A 14591-nucleotide genomic window follows, 5' to 3' on the forward strand; every position below is an offset into this window, starting at 1 on the left:
GTCCCGAGCTTCGAGCCCCGCGGAGGGGAAGTCAATCCGTGGACGGTCACTCCCAGTCCGTGAACAACCGGTGTTTCAGCCCGTGGAACGGCGGACCACGGCGTCCGCGGCCCGGATACCCTGCCGCAGCACGAGCAGCGGGTTGACGTCCAGTTCGACCAGCCACTCCGCCGCCGAAAGGGCGTATGCGGCAACGGCTTCCACGGCGTCGAGCACGGCTTCGAAGTCACCCGGCGAGCCGCCGCGGTGCCCCGCGATCAGCCGGAACGCTCTCAGCCCGCGGACGGCGGCCGCGAAGTCGTCCCGCGTCGCGGGCAGCAGCACCGTCGTGGTGTCGGCGACCAGCTCGACGAGCGTGCCGCCGCTGCCGACGGTGAGCGCCGGCCCGAACCGCGGGTCGGCTCGCACCCCGACGAGCAGCTCGGCGACCACGCCGGTGACCATCCGCTCCACGAGCAGCCGGGGCGAGATCGTCGTCAGCTCCTTTGCCGCGAGCCGAACGGCTTCGGTATCACGCAGGTCCAGGCGGACCGCACCGGCTTCGGTCTTGTGCGCCAGTGCGGGCGAAACCGCCTTGAGCACCACCGGGAACCCCACCGCTTCGGCCGCGTCGACGGCTCCGTTCGCGTCGGTGAGCACGGCCTCCGGCACCGGCAGACCCCAAGCCTGTAAGTCCTTTTTGGACTGCCACTCGTCGAGCTGGACCACCGGCCCTCGTGCGCTCGAAACGGCCAGGGGGACGGGCTCCGGCCGGGCGCGGGCCCGCCCGATCCCGGCCGCCGCCGCGACCGCGTCGAGGCAGTCTCCGAGGCCCTGCATCGGGGTGATCCCGGCGGCGAGCAACCGTTGCGCCAGGGGTTCGGGCAAGTTTTCCGGCAGGGTGCTGACGATGCTCGCCGCGGCGCCCGTCGTCCGGTGCGCGGCGACGAACGCGTCCACTGTGGACGTGAACTCGGCCGTGCGGCAGCGGTCTTCGCGCGGGATGTCGAGCACCAGCAGGTGATGGTCCGCACCGGCGGTCAGGAGCGCGGTGAAACAGGCTTCCTGCGCGGGCGCGTCACCCCAGATGTAGGTGTGGTAGTCGAGCGGGTTGGCCACGGCCACCCGGTCACCGAGCACTCCGGCCAGGCGCTCACGGGTGGCGGCCGGGAAGTCCGGCAGGGTGAGCCCGCGCCCGGCCGCGGCGTCGGCGACCAGCGCCGCTTCCCCGCCCGAACAGCTCGCCGACACGATCGACGTGCCTTCGAGCGGCCCGTGGACGTGGAGGAACTTGAGCGTCTCGACGAGGGACGGCAGGCTGTGCGCACGAGCGATCCCGGCGCGCGCGAACAACGCGGAGTCGAGGACGTCGGACGTCGCGAGCGCGCTGGTGTGGCTCGCCGTCGCGCGGGCGCCGAGCTCCGACGTCCCCGCCTTGAGGGCGACCACCGGCACTCCCCGCGTGAGGGCTCGTCCAGCGGCCGCGCACAGCGCCGCCGGGTCGTCGATCCCTTCCAGGTACAGGCCGATCGCGGTCACGCGGGGATCGGCGGCGAGGGTGTCGAGTAGCTCCGGAACCCCGGTCACCGCGGCGTTCCCGACGGTCACCAGGCAGGCCAGCGGGAGCGAGCGCCGGTGCATGGACAGGTTGTGCGCGACGTTGCCGCTCTGGCTCAGCACGGCGACACCACGCCCGACCCGCGTCCCGCCGTGCTGCTCCGGCCACAGCGCGACGCCGTCCAGGTAGTTCACGTAACCGAGGCAGTTGGGCCCCAGCACCGGCAGGCCCCCGGCCGCTTCGCGCAGTTCGGCCTGGAGGCCGGCGTCCCCGGCTTCGGCGAACCCGGACGCGTGGCAGACGGCGCCCCCGGCCCCGCGCGCGGCCAGCGCCGCGACGAGGTCCACTGTGGACCGGGCGGGCACGGAGAGGAACGCGGCGTCGGGCGCCGCGGGCAGGTCCGCGACCGAGCGGAAGCACGGCAGGCCGGCGAGCTCGGCGCGGCGCGGGTGCACCGGCCAGATCTCGCCGGCGTAGCCCAGCGCCCGCGAGCGCGTCACGACCTCGGCCGCCGCCGCGCCCCCGGCGACCACCACGTGCCGCGGCGCGAGCAGGCGGCGCAGCCCGGCGCTCACGCGCCCAGCGGGCGCAGCAGCGACCGCGCGATGATGTGCCGCTGGATCTCGCTGGTGCCGTCCCAGATCCGCTCGAGCCGAGCGTCGCGCCAGAACCGCTCGACGCGTGTCTCGGCCATCAGGCCCAGCCCGCCGAAGACCTGGACGGCCTGGTCGGTGATCCGGCCGAGTGTCTCGGAGGCGAACAGCTTCGCCATCGCGACGTCGCGGTCGCTCAGCCGCCCCTGGTCGAAGTTCCAGGCCGCGCGCAGGGTGAGCAGCTCCGCCGCTTCCAGCTCGGTGGTGAGGTCGGCCACCGGGAAGGCGATGCCCTGGAAGCGCCCGATCGGCTGCCCGAACTGCTCGCGCCGGGCGGCCCACCCGGTGGTCATGTCCAGCACGCGCCGGCCCCGTCCGACGCAGGTGGCGGCGACGGACAGGCGGGTCGAGCCGAGCCACTCGTTCATCAGGTCGAAGCCGCGGCCCTCCTCGCCCAGCCGGTTCCCGGCGGGCACGCGGACGTCGTCGAAGAGCAGCTCGCAGGTGTGGTACCCGCGGTTGGACACGCAGCCCGCGGCCTTCCGGACGGTCACGCCGGGCGTGTCGAGGTCGACGAGGAACCCGGTGATCCGTTTCTTCCCGCTGTCTTCGACGCCGGTGGCCGCGAAGAGGATGACGAAGTCGGCGACGTCGGCGTGGCTGATGAAGTGCTTGCCGCCGGTGATGACGTAGTCGCCCCCGGCGGCAACGGCGCGGGTGGTCATCGACCGGACGTCGGAGCCGGCGCCGGGCTCGGTCATCGCGAGGCAGTCGGTGCGGTCGCCGCGCACGGTCGGCAGCAGGTACTCCTCGCGCTGCGCGCCTTCGCAGGCGAGCAGGATGTTGCTCGGCCGCGCGACCAGCGAGTGCAGGGCGTACGACGCCTTCCCGAGCTCGCGTTCGGCGAGCGCGACCCCGACCCCGTCGAGGCCGCCCCCGCCGACGTCGGCGGGCATGTTCGGCGCGTACAGCCCGGCTTCGAGCGCGCGTTTCCGGATCTGCGCGGCGAGCTCCGCGGGGACCTCGTCGAGCCGTTCGACCTCGTCTTCGTGCGGGTAGAGCTCGGTCCGCACGAAGGCGGCGACCGTGTCGGCGATCATCCGCTGCTCGTCGGTGAGAGCGAAGTGCATGCCAAGACCCCCGTCGCATAATGTGCGATGCTCGTTCGTAATGCGCGACGGTACGGTCGGGCGCGGTGAGGACCCGCATGGAGGACAAGGGAACCGGGCGCGTCCAGTCGGTGGACCGGGCGGTCGCGCTGGTGGACGCGGTCGCCGACGCCGGCCCGCTGGGCGAGACCGCGGCGACGCTCGCCGAGCAGTGCGGCCTCAACCGCGCGACGGCGTGGCGGCTGCTGGCCACCCTCGAACACCACGGCGTCCTCGAACGCGACCCGGCGAGCAACCGCTACACGATCGGCCTGACCGCCGACCGCTGGGCCGCGGGCGCCGGCGTCGACGGTCTCGTGCGGCGCGCGCACGACACCGTCGTCTCGCTGTCCGAGCAGACGGGCGAGACGGCGAACCTGGCCGTGCCGCGGCAGTTCGGACTGACCTATGTGGACGAAGCCGTGCCGTCGGCGGTGCTTTCGGCGCGCTGGCTGGGCTGGCAGGCGCCGCTGCACGCGACGTCGACCGGCAAGGCGTTCCTCGCCGCGCTGCCGTGGTCGGAGGTCGCCAGCCTGCTGCCGGAGGAGCTGACGCGCTACACGGACTCGACGATCGTCGACCGCGACCGGCTGCGCGCCGAGCTGGGTGGCGTGCGCGAGCGGGGGTACGCGCTGAGCGTCGGCGAGATGGAGACGAACCTGTACGGGGTCTCGGCCGCCGTGCTCGACCGGCGGCGCCGGCCGCTGGCGGTGGTCAGCGTGTGGGGCGCGCTGACGGCCGCGGTGTCGTTGGCCGCGCTGGGCGAGCTGACGACGAAGGCGGCGGCCTCGATCGAGACCGCCGTCAGCCGCCGAACATGACCTTCCACTCGTCCAGCGACCGCGGCCGGTAGACGAAGTTGGTGCGCTTGACCTCCGACAGCGCGGCCGACGGCTCGGCCGAGTACTGGTGCCCGGGGTAGACGACGGGATCCCCGGCCAGGCCGGCGAGGGCCTGGAGGCTGCGGTAGATCTCCTCGGCGTCACCGCCGGGGAAGTCGGTGCGGCCGCAGCCTTCGAGGAACAGCGTGTCCCCCGAGACGAGCTTATCCTCCACGAGGAAGCACTGGCTGCCCGGCGTGTGCCCGGGCGTGTGCAGCAGCCGGATGGGGATGCCGCCGACCTCGAGCACGTCGTCGTGGTCGTGCGCGCGCAGGTCGGTGTCGGACACCCCGGTGACCCGGCGGACCCACTCGCTCTCGGCCCCGTTGACGTGGATCGGCACCGGCTGGAGGGCGAGCAGCTCGGCGATGCCGGGCAGCGAGAAGCCCATCATGTCGCCGCCGACGTGGTCGGGGTGGTGGTGCGTGGCGAGCACCCCGGTCAGCCGCATCCCATCGGCCTCAAGGACCCCCAGCAGATCCTGGACGGCGTAGGCCGGGTCGACGAGCACGGCGTCCCGCGTCTCCCGGTCGCCGATGAGGTAGGCGAAGTTCACCATCTGCGTCGCCACGGGATCCCCGACAGCGAAGTCCCGCCCGGCGAGCAGCTGCCGGAAGTAGAGCCGATCTGCCATGGCCACACCCTACGGGGCAGGGGTCCGAGCGCCGGGCGGTGCCCGGTGGGCAACAGTGCGATAACGGGGCATCGGGTTGGTGAAACACCGAGACGGCGAGCACGACCTGATCACCGTGACCGGTCCCGTCCCCTCCGTCGGCTTGACCGCCTTCATCGCCGACTCACTCGAGCCCATCTCCTGGATCGCCGCCCTGGTCAGTCTCTTCTTCGCTGGGGGGTCGGCCTACCTGGCCCGGCGGGAACAGGGATCCGCTTCCGCTGCGGCCGCGGTCCCGGAGGAAAGCCTCGCCGATCGCATCGAAGCACTGCGCTCGAACCTCAAGCAGTCGACCGTCCTGATGGAAGAGATCAATGCCGAACTCGGCCTCCGGACCGCGGCGCTCGACCGCATTCGACGGGAGGCCGAAGAGAACCGGCGGCTGGCCGCGCTGCACGCCGACGAGGCCGAAGCTGTGAAGAACCTCGTCGCCAGCACGATCGAAGGTGCCCGGGCCCAGGCCGAGAAGCCCGCGAAGCGGCAGCAGTGGCTGTTCTTCCTGGCCGGGCTCTTCTTCTCGATCCCCCTCGGTGTCGGCGTCAACTTCCTCTACGACCTGATCGCGCACTGATGTCACTCCGCCGCCCGCTGGTGGGCGCTCCCCTGGTGCAGGGCCGCGTAGACGCGGTCGCGCAGGACGTTCGCCTCGTGGTCCGACAGCGTTGTGCCCAGTGGGCGGAGGACCAGCCTGACCAGCAGGTTCTTCTGATCCGGGCGGGCGCCGAGGCGGGCCAGCGCCGGCGGTGGCAGCTGTGCGCACGGTGTCTCCTGGCGGATCTCGACCGACTCGACCACGGCCGCGTCTTCGCCGAGCGCGTCGCGGACGCGGTCGCCGAGGTCCTCGGCGACCGCGTCCGCCGCGACCACGATGGACAGGTCGCGGCGGACCGGGGGCAGCGCCGACACCGGCCGGTAGGGCGCGAGGTCGGTGAGCTGCGCGGCGACCGCCGGGTCGGGTGAGCGCAGGAGGCGGATGTCCGGGATGCCCTTGAGCAGCATCAGCATCCGGTCGAGGCCCAGGCCGAGCGCGAGACCCGACCAGCCGTCGCGCAGACCGGCGCGCTCGAGGACCGCGGGGTGGACGAGGCCGCACTCGGCGACCTCGACCCACTCGCCGTCGTGGTCGACGTCGAGCAGGGCGCCGTCCACTGTGTACGGGTGGCGGCGGTCTTCGAGCCGCCGGTTCCGGTTCGGCAGCAGGGCTTTCAGCAGCGACGACACCATGTCTTCCAGGACCGCGCGGCTCAGCGGCCGGCGAGTGAGGCGCCACAGGTCGAGCTGGTGCGGGGTGCCACTGTGGAGCCGGTCGATGCAGTCGCGCCGGTAGACGACGCCCGGGCAGACGAGCAGGACGTCGTCGGCCGGGCTCGCGGCCAGTGCTCTGAGCGCCGCCGGGACCATCGCGCTGGAGTGGCTGCGCAGCATGTGGCCGCCGTCGACGTAGCGGGTGTAGCGCGCGTCCCGGGTGACGGCGGCCGGGTCGTAGCCGAGGTTGTCGTAGTTGTCGGCGACTGTGACAACGCGGTCGCCGGGCCACCGCCGGACGGCGCAGTCCCACCGGCCGGCCACCGCGGCGACGGCGCGATCGACGACAAGCTGGACGGCGTGCGGCCCGGCGGCCGGATCGGTGAGATCACGGACGGCGAGATCGCGGATGAGCTGGGCGCGGGTGAGGGTTGCGGGCATGACAGACCTCTGGAGCGTGCGGGTCGGGTGAGGGAGATGCGCTCCCCCTGGCCCGGACACCCGGCAGGTCGGTGCAACGGCGATCGTGGCGGATCGGCCGGGCGCCGTTCAGGCAGCGCCGGCCACGCGCGTGGCACCCAAACCCCGCTGGCACCCGGAAAGGGCCAGGGGGCCGGTAAATCGGCGGTATCCCGCAACGACGGCCACGAAGTCAGGTTAGCGAGCCGGTCACGCGATTTTCCGCGTGAACCGAGACAGCCTCGAACCGCGCGGAAACCGCACCGCGGCAGACCGCCCGCGCCGCCCCCACCAGACAGCCGCCCCCACCTCACCCCTCCCTCACTCACCCACCTCCCCATCCGCCAACTCCCGCAGCACATCCAAATGCCCCACATGCCGCGCAGTCTCCTGAACGACGTGCGCCACCACCCACCGCACCGTGAACTCCGACCGCCGCCGGGTCTTGTCGTCCGGGCCCAACCTCCGCAGCGACTTCTCCGCCCGGGCCCACTCCGCGCGATACGCCGCCACCACCGACGCCGGGGTGTCCTCCGGAGCCAAATCCCAGCTCGGGTCCGGCGTCCCCACCCACAGCGACGGCAGGTCCACTCCCCCCGCCTCGATCGACAGCCACCACCGCTCGACCGCCGTCAGGTGCTTCACCACCCCCAGCGCGCTCAGCCGGGGTGACGTCGGCAACGGGGTCGCCGCCGCCTGGTCGCGGGTCAGGCCCGCCACCTTGTTCACCGCCGTCGCTCGGAGGAACTGGAGGAAGTCCAGCTGGAGGCGCAGCTCGTCGGTGGCCAGCGGGGCGGGCCACGACCGGTGCATCTTCGAACTCGTGTTCGACATGACCGGAACCTACCCCACGGGTCCGACAAAATAGAGTGATCGGCATGTGGTGGGGTCTGCTCTGCGCCTTGGGCGCGGCATGCGCGTACGGCGTCGCGTCCGTGATGCAGTCCGTCGCCGCGCAGGCGACCGAGACGGGCGGCGACGGCGTCGACCCGAAACTGCTGGTGCGCGTGCTCGGCCAGTGGAAGTTCGTGCTCGGGCTGTCGCTCGACGTGGTCGGTTTCGTCGCGCAGATCGTCGCCCTGCACGTGCTGCCGTTGTTCGTCGTGCAGGCCGCGCTCGCCGCGAGCCTCGCCGTGACCGCAGTCGCCGCGCGGTTCCTCGGCGTCCGGCTCGGACGGCGGGAGTGGGCCGCCATCGCGGTGGTGTGCGCTGGGCTCTCACTGCTCGGCGCCGCCGCGGAAAGTGAGGGCTCGGACCCCGTCGGGCTCGGGTTCCGGCTGGTCCTGATCGGCGCCGTGCTCGTGCTGGCCGGCGCCGGGGTCGTCGCCGGGAAGGCGCCACGCCGGGTGCGGACACCCGCGCTCGGGCTCGTCGCCGGGCTCTGCTTCGGTGTCGTCGCGATCTCCGGGCGAATCATCCCCAGCCTCGCGCCGCTGGACCTGCTCACCGACCCCGCGACCTACACCGTCGCGGTCGCGGGCGGGCTCGCGATGCTGTTCTACGCGACGGCGCTGCAACGCGGGAGCGTCACCACCTCGACCGCGATGATGGTGCTCGGCGAGACGGTGTTCCCCTCGCTGGTCGGCGTGCTCGCGCTCGGCGACCGGACCCGGCCCGGGTTCGTCGTGGTCGCGATCGCCGGGTTTGCGCTCGCCGTGCTGGCCGCGCTGGCGCTCGCCCGCTTCGGGGAGCCGGCGACCGAATCGCGAACTGAGACGAAGCCGACCGTTTCCCCGTGAGTTCCTTACTTAGACTAGCCTTACCTATCCATAGAGCTGGACAGGGAGGCGCGGGTGAGCACGACCGGACGGGAAGTCCTCCGCCGTTCGATCGCCGGGCAACGGAGGTCGGTGGCGCTCGCGTCGCTGCTGACCGCGGGCCATCAAGGCGGTGAGGCGCTGGTCCCGGTGGTGATCGGCGTCGTGATCGACCAGGCGGTCGCCGGGGGGTCGGTGGGCACGCTGCTGCTCTGGCTGGCGGTCCTGGCGGTGCTCTTCGCCGGCCTCTCGACCAGCTACCGCCTCGGCGCCCGCTTCGGCGAACGCGCCGCCGAACGCGCCGCCCACGACCTGCGGCTCGACGTCGGCCGCCGGGTGCTGCACCCCGGTGGCGGCGCGGAGTCCGGCAACCTCGCCGGTGAGCTGGTGAGCATCGGGACGTCGGACGCGAAGCGCGTCGGCCAGCTCAACAGCGTGCTCCCGTTCGCCGTCGCCGGGCTCGCCGGGCTGCTCGTCAGCGCCGTCGTGCTGCTCACGATGTCGGTCCCGCTCGGCCTGCTGGTGCTGCTCGGCACGCCGCCGATGCTCTACCTCGCGCACCTCGTCGGAAAACCCCTCGAACGCCGCAGCGAGGCGGAGCAGGAACGCTCCGCCTTCGCCTCCGGCATCGCCACGGACCTCGTCGCGGGCCTGCGGGTGCTCAAGGGCGTCGGCGCGGAACGCGCGGCCGTCGACCGCTACCGGCGGACCAGCCAGGACTCACTCAGGGCGACGCTGAGAGCCGCCCGCGCGCAGGCCTGGCACAACGGCGCGCTGCTCGGGCTCACCGGCATCTTCATCGCCCTGGTCGCGCTGGTCGGCGGAAACCTCGCCGCGGCGGGCGACATCAGTGTCGGCGACCTGGTCGCCGCGGTCGGGCTCGCCCAGTACCTGATCACGCCGTTCTCGATCTTCGCCTGGGTCAACGGCGAGCTCGCGCAGGGCCGGGCCTCGGCCGGGCGCATCGCCGACGTGCTCACCGCGCCGCCCGCGGTCGGCGAAGGTTCCGCGACGCTGCCCGAGCCATCGAGCGGCCACGTGCGGCTCTCCGCGCTGAGCCGCGGCGCCCTGCGTGAGGTCGACTTCGAAGCGCGGCCCGGCGAGCTGCTCGGTGTGGTCGCCACCGACCCCGCCGCCGCGACCGACCTGCTCGACTGCCTCGGCCGCGCCGCCGATCCCGCGGCCGGCTCGGTGTCGGTCGACTCGGTCGACCTGTCCACTGTGGACCCGAGCCGGGTCCGGGAGGTGGTGCTGGTCGCCGCGCACGACGCCGACCTGTTCGCCGGGACGCTCGCCGAGAACGTCGAAACCGGGCCCCGCAGCAGCGAAGCGATGGCCGCGGCCGCCGTCGACGAGGTGGCGAGTGCGCTGCCCGACGGCGTCGCGACCGCTGTCACCGAACGCGGGCGGTCGCTGTCGGGCGGGCAGCGCCAGCGGGTCGCGCTGGCGCGGGCGCTGGCCGTGGACGCGCCGGTGCTCGTGCTGCACGACCCGACGACCGCGGTCGACACCGTCACCGAAGCCCGCATCGCCGCGGGCTTGGCCGAGCTGCGGCGTGGCCGCACGACGATCCTCGTGACCACCAGCCCGGCGCTGCTGGCCGCCACCGACCGCGTCGTCCTGCTCGACGACGGGCGGATCGCGGGCGAAGGCAGCCACCGCGAGCTGGCCGGTCGCGCCGACTACCGGGCGGTGGTGCTGTCATGACCCGCGAACTCCTCCCCGTCGCCGACGGCCGCCGGATCCGCGCCGTCGTCGGCGAGCTGCTCGGCCGGTCGAAGGGCCGGGCGACCGCCGCGGCCACGATGCTCGTCGCCGCCACCGCGATCGGCCTGCTCACCGCTCCCCTGCTCGGCCGCGTGGTCGACCTCGTCGCGACACGCCACCCCGCGGGCGACCTGGTCACGCCCATCGCCGGTCTGGTGCTGGTCGCGCTCGCCCAGGCGGTCGCGACCGCGATCGGCGTCTCGATGGTGGCGCGCCTCGGCGAGACGATCCTGGCCGAGCTGCGCGAACGGTTTGTCGAGCGCGCCCTCGGCCTGCCGCTGGAACAGCTCGAGCGCGCCGGCTCCGGCGACCTCACCGCCCGCGTGACGAACGACGTCTCGGTGGTCGCGGAAGGTGTCCGGCAGGCGCTGCCCGAGCTGGGCCGCTCGGTGCTGACGGTGCTGCTCACGCTGGGCGCGCTGGCCGTGCTCGACTGGCGGTTCCTGCTGGCCGCGCTGGTGGCCGTGCCGATCCAGCTGTGGACCGTCCGCTGGTACGTGCCGCGCGCGAAGCCGTTGTACGCCCGCCAGCGCGAGGCCGTCGGGGCCCAGCAACAGCAGCTGCTGGACACCATCGGCGGCGCGAAGACCGTCCGCGCGTTCCGGCTGGCCGACACCCACCTCGAGCGGGTGCGCAAGCGGTCCGACACGGCCGTCGACCTGGCGCTGCGCGGCATCCGGCTGGTGACGCGGTTCTACGCGCGGCTCAACCTGGCGGAGTTCGTCGGGCTGTCGGCGGTGCTGGCGATGGGGTTCCTGCTCGTCCGGGCCGACGCGGTGACAGTCGGGGTCGCGACGGCGGCGGCCCTGTACTTCCACAGCCTCTTCGGGCCGATCACGACGGCGCTGGCGCTGGTCGACGACGCCCAGGCGGCCGCGGCCAGCCTCGCCCGGCTGATCGGCGTGGCCGACCTGCCCGCGGAAGTGCAGCCCGCGCACCCGGCGCGTCCGGCCGACGCGTCGGTGAAGACGGCGGCGGTCGGTTATTCCTATGTGGACGGTCATCCGGTGCTGCGGGACATCGACCTCGGCGTCGCACCCGGTGAACGCGTCGCGCTGGTCGGGGCGAGCGGGGCCGGGAAGACCACGCTGGCCAAGCTGGTCGCCGGCATCCACCGCACGGACACGGGTTCGGTCACGCTCGGCGGGGTCGGGCTGGACGAGCTGGGCCCGGAAGCCACCCGCCGGACGGTGGCGCTGATCAGCCAGGAGGTGCACGTCTTCGCGGGCCCGCTCGCCGACGACCTGCGCCTCGCGCGCCCGGCGGCGACCGACGCCGAGCTGCGGGCCGCGCTGGCGAAGGTGGGCGCACTGACCTGGGTCGACAGCCTGCCGGACGGCCTCGCGACGGTGGTCGGCGAAGGCGGTCACCAGCTGACCGTGACGCAGTCCCAGCAGCTGGCCCTGGTCCGCCTGGTGCTGGCCGACCCGCCGATCGCGATCCTCGACGAGGCCACGGCCGAGGCGGGCAGCGCGGGGTCGCGGGTGCTGGAGGCCGCGGCCGCCGCGGCCCTGGAAGGCCGGACCGCGCTGGTGGTCGCCCACCGCCTCACCCAGGCGGCGGCGTCGGACCGGATCGTGGTCCTCGACGCGGGCGCCGTGGTGGAGTCCGGGACGCACGACGAGCTGGTCGCCGCCGGCGGTCAGTACGCGACGCTCTGGGCGGCCTGGTCAGGACAGCGTGCCGGTCACCCGGTCGCTTCGGCGAGCGCGTCCAGCACCGCCGCGACGGCGGGCGGATCGGGCGGGTCGCCGTAGGTCGCGGCGTGGATCCGGCGGTTGACGCCGGTCTCCGTCGTGTGGATGCCGGGACGGCGGTGGGCTTCGAGCGCGAGCCCGGGCAGGATGGCGACACCCGCGCCGGCGGCGACCAGTGACTGCACCACGACCATGTCGTCGCTGAGCGAGGCGATGCGCGGGGTGAAGCCGGCCCGCTCGCACACCGTGTCCAGCTCTTCCCGGCACCGGGCGCAGCCGCCGATCCACCCGGAGTCGCGGTGGTTCTCCAGGCGGTCGCCGGGTTCCCGGGTGACGAGGTGGATCGGGTCGTCACCGAGGTGACGCAGCCGGAAGCCCTCCTCGCCCGGGCCTGCGACGTGGTTGAACACGACGGCGATGTCGATTTCGCCGTGGCGCAGCATGCGGAGCGCTTCGACCGGGTGCTCGTCGACGAGGCTCAGCTGGAGTCCCGGATGCACCAGCGCCAGCTTCTCGGCGGCTTTCGGCACGATCGTGGCCAGCGTGGAAGCGTTGGCGGCGAGCCGCACCACCCCCGCCCGCAGGCCGACCTGCGCCGCCAGCTCGGTGGCGGCCGCGTCGACCCGGCCGACGATCTCCGCGGCCCGGTGGGCCAGCAGCCTGCCCTCCGGGGTCAACCGGATGCCACGGCCGACCCGCTGGACGAGCCGGGCGCCGGTGGCGGCCTCCAGCCGGGACAGGTGGTGGCTCACCGACGGCTGCGAATAGTGCAGCTCACGCGCCGCCTCGGTCACCGAGCCGTGCCGCGCCACCGCGGCCAGCACCTCGAGCTGGACCAGGTTCAGCATTCATCAACGTTATCAATGTGTCGGCGCCCGGTTTGGCATTGGACGCCATGGGTCCGGCCCGCCAAGCTGGTGCCCATGACGACGGTGACCTGCGACCTCACGATCTCCCTCGACGGCTACGCCGCCGGGGCGAACCAGACCGAACAACGCCCGTTCGGCGACGACGGTGGCGACGGCTGGGGCGACAAGCTGCACGCCTGGTTCGGCGAAGGCGCCGAGACGCACCCGGACGAGTTCGCGAGGATGATGACCGCGAAGGCGTTCATCATGGGCCGCAACATGTTCGGCCCGGTCAGAGGTGACTGGGACCGGCCCTGGACCGGCTGGTGGGGCGACAACCCGCCGTACCACGGCCCGGTCTTCGTGCTCACCCACCACCCGCGCGACCCGCAGCCGATGGCGGGCGGCACCACGTTCCACTTCGTCACCGACGGGATCGAGGCCGCCTTCGCCCGCGCCCGTGAGGCGGCCGGCGACGGGGGCATCTCCATCCACGGGGGCGCCCACACCGTGAACCAGTACCTCGCCGCCGGGCTGATCGACGAGATGCGGCTGCACGTGGCCCCGCTCATGCTCGGCGCCGGGTCCCGGCTCTTCGACGGCGTCCCGCCGCTCGACCTCGAGCAGATCGACGCGCGGGCCGCGAAGTCGGTCACGCACCTGCGCTACCACGTCCGGCACTGACAGCGCCGGGAACCCGGGCGGGCTCCCGGCGCCGGCGGTGCTCAGTCGTCCATGGCGTCGGCCAGGGACTTCGGCCGCATGTCCGTCCAGTTCGCTTCGACGTGGTCCAGGCAGGCCTGCCGGCCCGCGGGACCGAACGCGACCGTCCAGCCCGCCGGGACGTCGACGAACTCCGGCCACAGGCTGTGCTGGTTCTCGGCGTTGACCAGCACCAGGTAGGTGCCGTCGGGGTCTTCGAACGGGTTGGTCACGGGAGCCTCCTCAGGCGGTGATGTCGGTGCGGGCGCCCTTCACGACGTCGGCCAGCTTCTGGACGACCGGGGCCGCGAGCACCGGGTTGAACCGCGGTTCGGTCGACCAGTCGGCGACCTGGTTCGCCTTCACCGGGGCCAGCTGCGCCCACGTCGGGATCGCCGCCAGCTGCTGGCGCGACAGGGCGAAGGTACGGCTGTCGGAGAGGATCAGGTCGGCCGGGTACTTGCCGGCCTGCTCCCAGCTGAGCGTCTCGAAGTACTCGTCCGGGCCGGCGCCGTCGACGATGTCCATGCCCAGCTCGCGGTAGTAGGCGAGGTCCGAGAAGAACTCCGGCTTGCAGACGTAGAGGTTGTCCTTGTCACTGGAGACGACGAGGACCTTGAGCCCGGGCTTGGCCTTGAGCGCGGCCTTGAGGTCGTCGGACGCCTTCTGGAAGTCGTCCTTGCCCTTCTTGATCGCCGCGGAGCTCGCGTCGCCGCCCAGCGCCACGGCGAGCTGCTCGTAGCGCTCGATCACCTTGGGCAGCGTGACCTTGTACTCCGACATCGCGACGATCGGCGCGATCGCCTGCACCTTGGGGCCGAGGTCGTCCTTGAGCACCCACAGGTCGGTCGGCTTGGCGCCGGTCAGGCCGGTGACGACCAGGTCCGGCTTGAGCGCGGCGAACTTCTCCATGCTGAAGTCGTCCCAGGCGTTGCCGATCGAGGTGACGGCGTTGAGGTCGATGTTGCCGGCCTGGATCTCCTTGCCGCCGTCGGCCGTCTTCTGCGGGCCGAACACGCCGAGCGGGTGGACGCCGTAGTCCCAGAGGGCGGCGGCCGAGCTGGCGTAGGCGACGACGCGGGACGGCCGCTGGTCGCGGGCGGCCTTCTGGCCGCGGTCGTCGGTGAACTCCCACGGCCCCGAGGCGGCGGCCGCCGGCTTGTCGCCGCCGCTGCCGCACGCGGTGAGGACCGCGGTCGCCGCCAGGCCCCCCGCCCCGATCAGGAAACCTCGTCGGCCGAACCCGCTTTGAAACACGGACATGAGAACCTTTCAACGATTTGG

General features: G+C 73.0%; 14 protein-coding genes. 6 read left to right on the top strand and 8 right to left on the bottom strand.

What is annotated here, in order from left to right; genetic code table 11:
- Positions 1-75 precede the first annotated feature (75 nt).
- Together ACZ61C_RS11190 and ACZ61C_RS11195 are read right to left on the bottom strand one after the other, a co-directional pair.
- Positions 76-2112, bottom strand: coding sequence for an acetate--CoA ligase family protein (locus ACZ61C_RS11190; RefSeq protein WP_465305360.1), 2037 nt, complete (start codon positions 2110-2112; stop codon positions 76-78).
- Positions 2109-3260, bottom strand: a complete 1152-nt coding sequence (locus ACZ61C_RS11195; protein ID WP_465305362.1) for an acyl-CoA dehydrogenase family protein — start codon at positions 3258-3260, stop codon at positions 2109-2111. Before ACZ61C_RS11195 ends, ACZ61C_RS11190 begins: the two co-directional genes overlap by 4 nt.
- A gap of 65 nt (positions 3261-3325) precedes the next feature.
- On the opposite strand from ACZ61C_RS11195, the gene ACZ61C_RS11200 reads away from it, so the two are divergent.
- Entirely contained in the window at positions 3326-4099 is a 774-nt protein-coding gene (locus ACZ61C_RS11200; protein ID WP_465305364.1) for an IclR family transcriptional regulator, read from the top strand.
- On the opposite strand, the gene ACZ61C_RS11205 is transcribed toward ACZ61C_RS11200, so the two are convergent.
- The gene (locus ACZ61C_RS11205) at positions 4083-4793 is read right to left on the bottom strand and encodes an MBL fold metallo-hydrolase (protein ID WP_465305366.1); all 711 of its coding nucleotides are present in this window, start codon (positions 4791-4793) and stop codon (positions 4083-4085) included. The two genes, ACZ61C_RS11200 and ACZ61C_RS11205, sit on opposite strands and share 17 nt — an antisense overlap.
- A gap of 79 nt (positions 4794-4872) precedes the next feature.
- Between ACZ61C_RS11205 and ACZ61C_RS11210 the strand changes: the two genes are divergently transcribed.
- A complete protein-coding gene (locus ACZ61C_RS11210) occupies positions 4873-5403 on the top strand; it encodes a hypothetical protein (protein ID WP_465305368.1) in 531 nt (176 codons plus the stop codon).
- 2 nt (positions 5404-5405) lie between these two features.
- Here the strand turns inward: ACZ61C_RS11210 and srmL are convergent, their stop codons facing one another.
- Entirely contained in the window at positions 5406-6518 is a 1113-nt protein-coding gene (gene srmL, locus ACZ61C_RS11215; RefSeq protein WP_465305370.1) for a PheS-related mystery ligase SrmL, read from the bottom strand.
- Positions 6519-6857: 339 nt separating this feature from the next.
- Positions 6858-7370 (bottom strand): DinB family protein, encoded by a 513-nt coding sequence (locus ACZ61C_RS11220; RefSeq protein WP_465305372.1) that lies wholly within the window; start codon positions 7368-7370, stop codon positions 6858-6860.
- Between the two features lie 44 nt (positions 7371-7414).
- On the opposite strand from ACZ61C_RS11220, the gene ACZ61C_RS11225 reads away from it, so the two are divergent.
- The 3 genes from ACZ61C_RS11225 to ACZ61C_RS11235 are packed head-to-tail and all read left to right on the top strand — an operon-like array spanning position 7415 to position 11817.
- Positions 7415-8275, top strand: a complete 861-nt coding sequence (locus ACZ61C_RS11225; RefSeq protein ID WP_465305374.1) for a DMT family protein — start codon at positions 7415-7417, stop codon at positions 8273-8275.
- Positions 8276-8329: 54 nt separating this feature from the next.
- Entirely contained in the window at positions 8330-10000 is a 1671-nt protein-coding gene (locus ACZ61C_RS11230; RefSeq protein WP_465305376.1) for an ABC transporter ATP-binding protein, read from the top strand.
- A complete protein-coding gene (locus ACZ61C_RS11235; protein ID WP_465305378.1) occupies positions 9997-11817 on the top strand; it encodes an ABC transporter ATP-binding protein in 1821 nt (606 codons plus the stop codon). Before ACZ61C_RS11230 ends, ACZ61C_RS11235 begins: the two co-directional genes overlap by 4 nt.
- Here ACZ61C_RS11235 and ACZ61C_RS11240 read toward each other — a convergent pair.
- The gene (locus tag ACZ61C_RS11240; RefSeq protein ID WP_465305380.1) at positions 11748-12605 is read right to left on the bottom strand and encodes a LysR family transcriptional regulator; all 858 of its coding nucleotides are present in this window, start codon (positions 12603-12605) and stop codon (positions 11748-11750) included. The two genes, ACZ61C_RS11235 and ACZ61C_RS11240, sit on opposite strands and share 70 nt — an antisense overlap.
- Positions 12606-12680: 75 nt before the next feature.
- Between ACZ61C_RS11240 and ACZ61C_RS11245 the strand changes: the two genes are divergently transcribed.
- Positions 12681-13289, top strand: coding sequence for a dihydrofolate reductase family protein (locus ACZ61C_RS11245; protein ID WP_465305382.1), 609 nt, complete (start codon positions 12681-12683; stop codon positions 13287-13289).
- 41 nt (positions 13290-13330) lie between these two features.
- Here ACZ61C_RS11245 and ACZ61C_RS11250 read toward each other — a convergent pair whose 3' ends face one another.
- Both ACZ61C_RS11250 and ACZ61C_RS11255 read right to left on the bottom strand, forming a co-directional pair.
- Positions 13331-13540 carry an MbtH family protein gene (locus tag ACZ61C_RS11250; RefSeq protein ID WP_465305384.1) on the bottom strand — a complete coding sequence of 70 codons (210 nt, stop codon included), beginning with the start codon at positions 13538-13540 and terminating at the stop codon, positions 13331-13333.
- A 10-nt stretch (positions 13541-13550) separates the two neighbouring features.
- Positions 13551-14570, bottom strand: coding sequence for an ABC transporter substrate-binding protein (locus ACZ61C_RS11255; RefSeq protein ID WP_465305386.1), 1020 nt, complete (start codon positions 14568-14570; stop codon positions 13551-13553).
- Between the last annotated feature and the right edge of the window lie 21 nt (positions 14571-14591).

Source organism: Amycolatopsis sp. NPDC104587 (assembly GCF_055583645.1).

What these genes read in the sequence shown, in the direction of transcription:
- ACZ61C_RS11195 (WP_465305362.1), bottom strand. Translation starts at nt 3,260, where the DNA reads ATGCACTTCGCTCTCACCGACGAGCAGCGGATGATCGCCGACACGGTC.
- ACZ61C_RS11205 (WP_465305366.1), bottom strand. Translation starts at nt 4,793, where the DNA reads ATGGCAGATCGGCTCTACTTCCGGCAGCTGCTCGCCGGGCGGGACTTC.
- srmL (WP_465305370.1), bottom strand. Translation starts at nt 6,518, where the DNA reads ATGCCCGCAACCCTCACCCGCGCCCAGCTCATCCGCGATCTCGCCGTC.
- ACZ61C_RS11220 (WP_465305372.1), bottom strand. Translation starts at nt 7,370, where the DNA reads ATGTCGAACACGAGTTCGAAGATGCACCGGTCGTGGCCCGCCCCGCTG.
- ACZ61C_RS11225 (WP_465305374.1), top strand. Translation starts at nt 7,415, where the DNA reads ATGTGGTGGGGTCTGCTCTGCGCCTTGGGCGCGGCATGCGCGTACGGC.
- ACZ61C_RS11235 (WP_465305378.1), top strand. Translation starts at nt 9,997, where the DNA reads ATGACCCGCGAACTCCTCCCCGTCGCCGACGGCCGCCGGATCCGCGCC.
- ACZ61C_RS11240 (WP_465305380.1), bottom strand. Translation starts at nt 12,605, where the DNA reads ATGCTGAACCTGGTCCAGCTCGAGGTGCTGGCCGCGGTGGCGCGGCAC.
- ACZ61C_RS11245 (WP_465305382.1), top strand. Translation starts at nt 12,681, where the DNA reads ATGACGACGGTGACCTGCGACCTCACGATCTCCCTCGACGGCTACGCC.
- ACZ61C_RS11255 (WP_465305386.1), bottom strand. Translation starts at nt 14,570, where the DNA reads ATGTCCGTGTTTCAAAGCGGGTTCGGCCGACGAGGTTTCCTGATCGGG.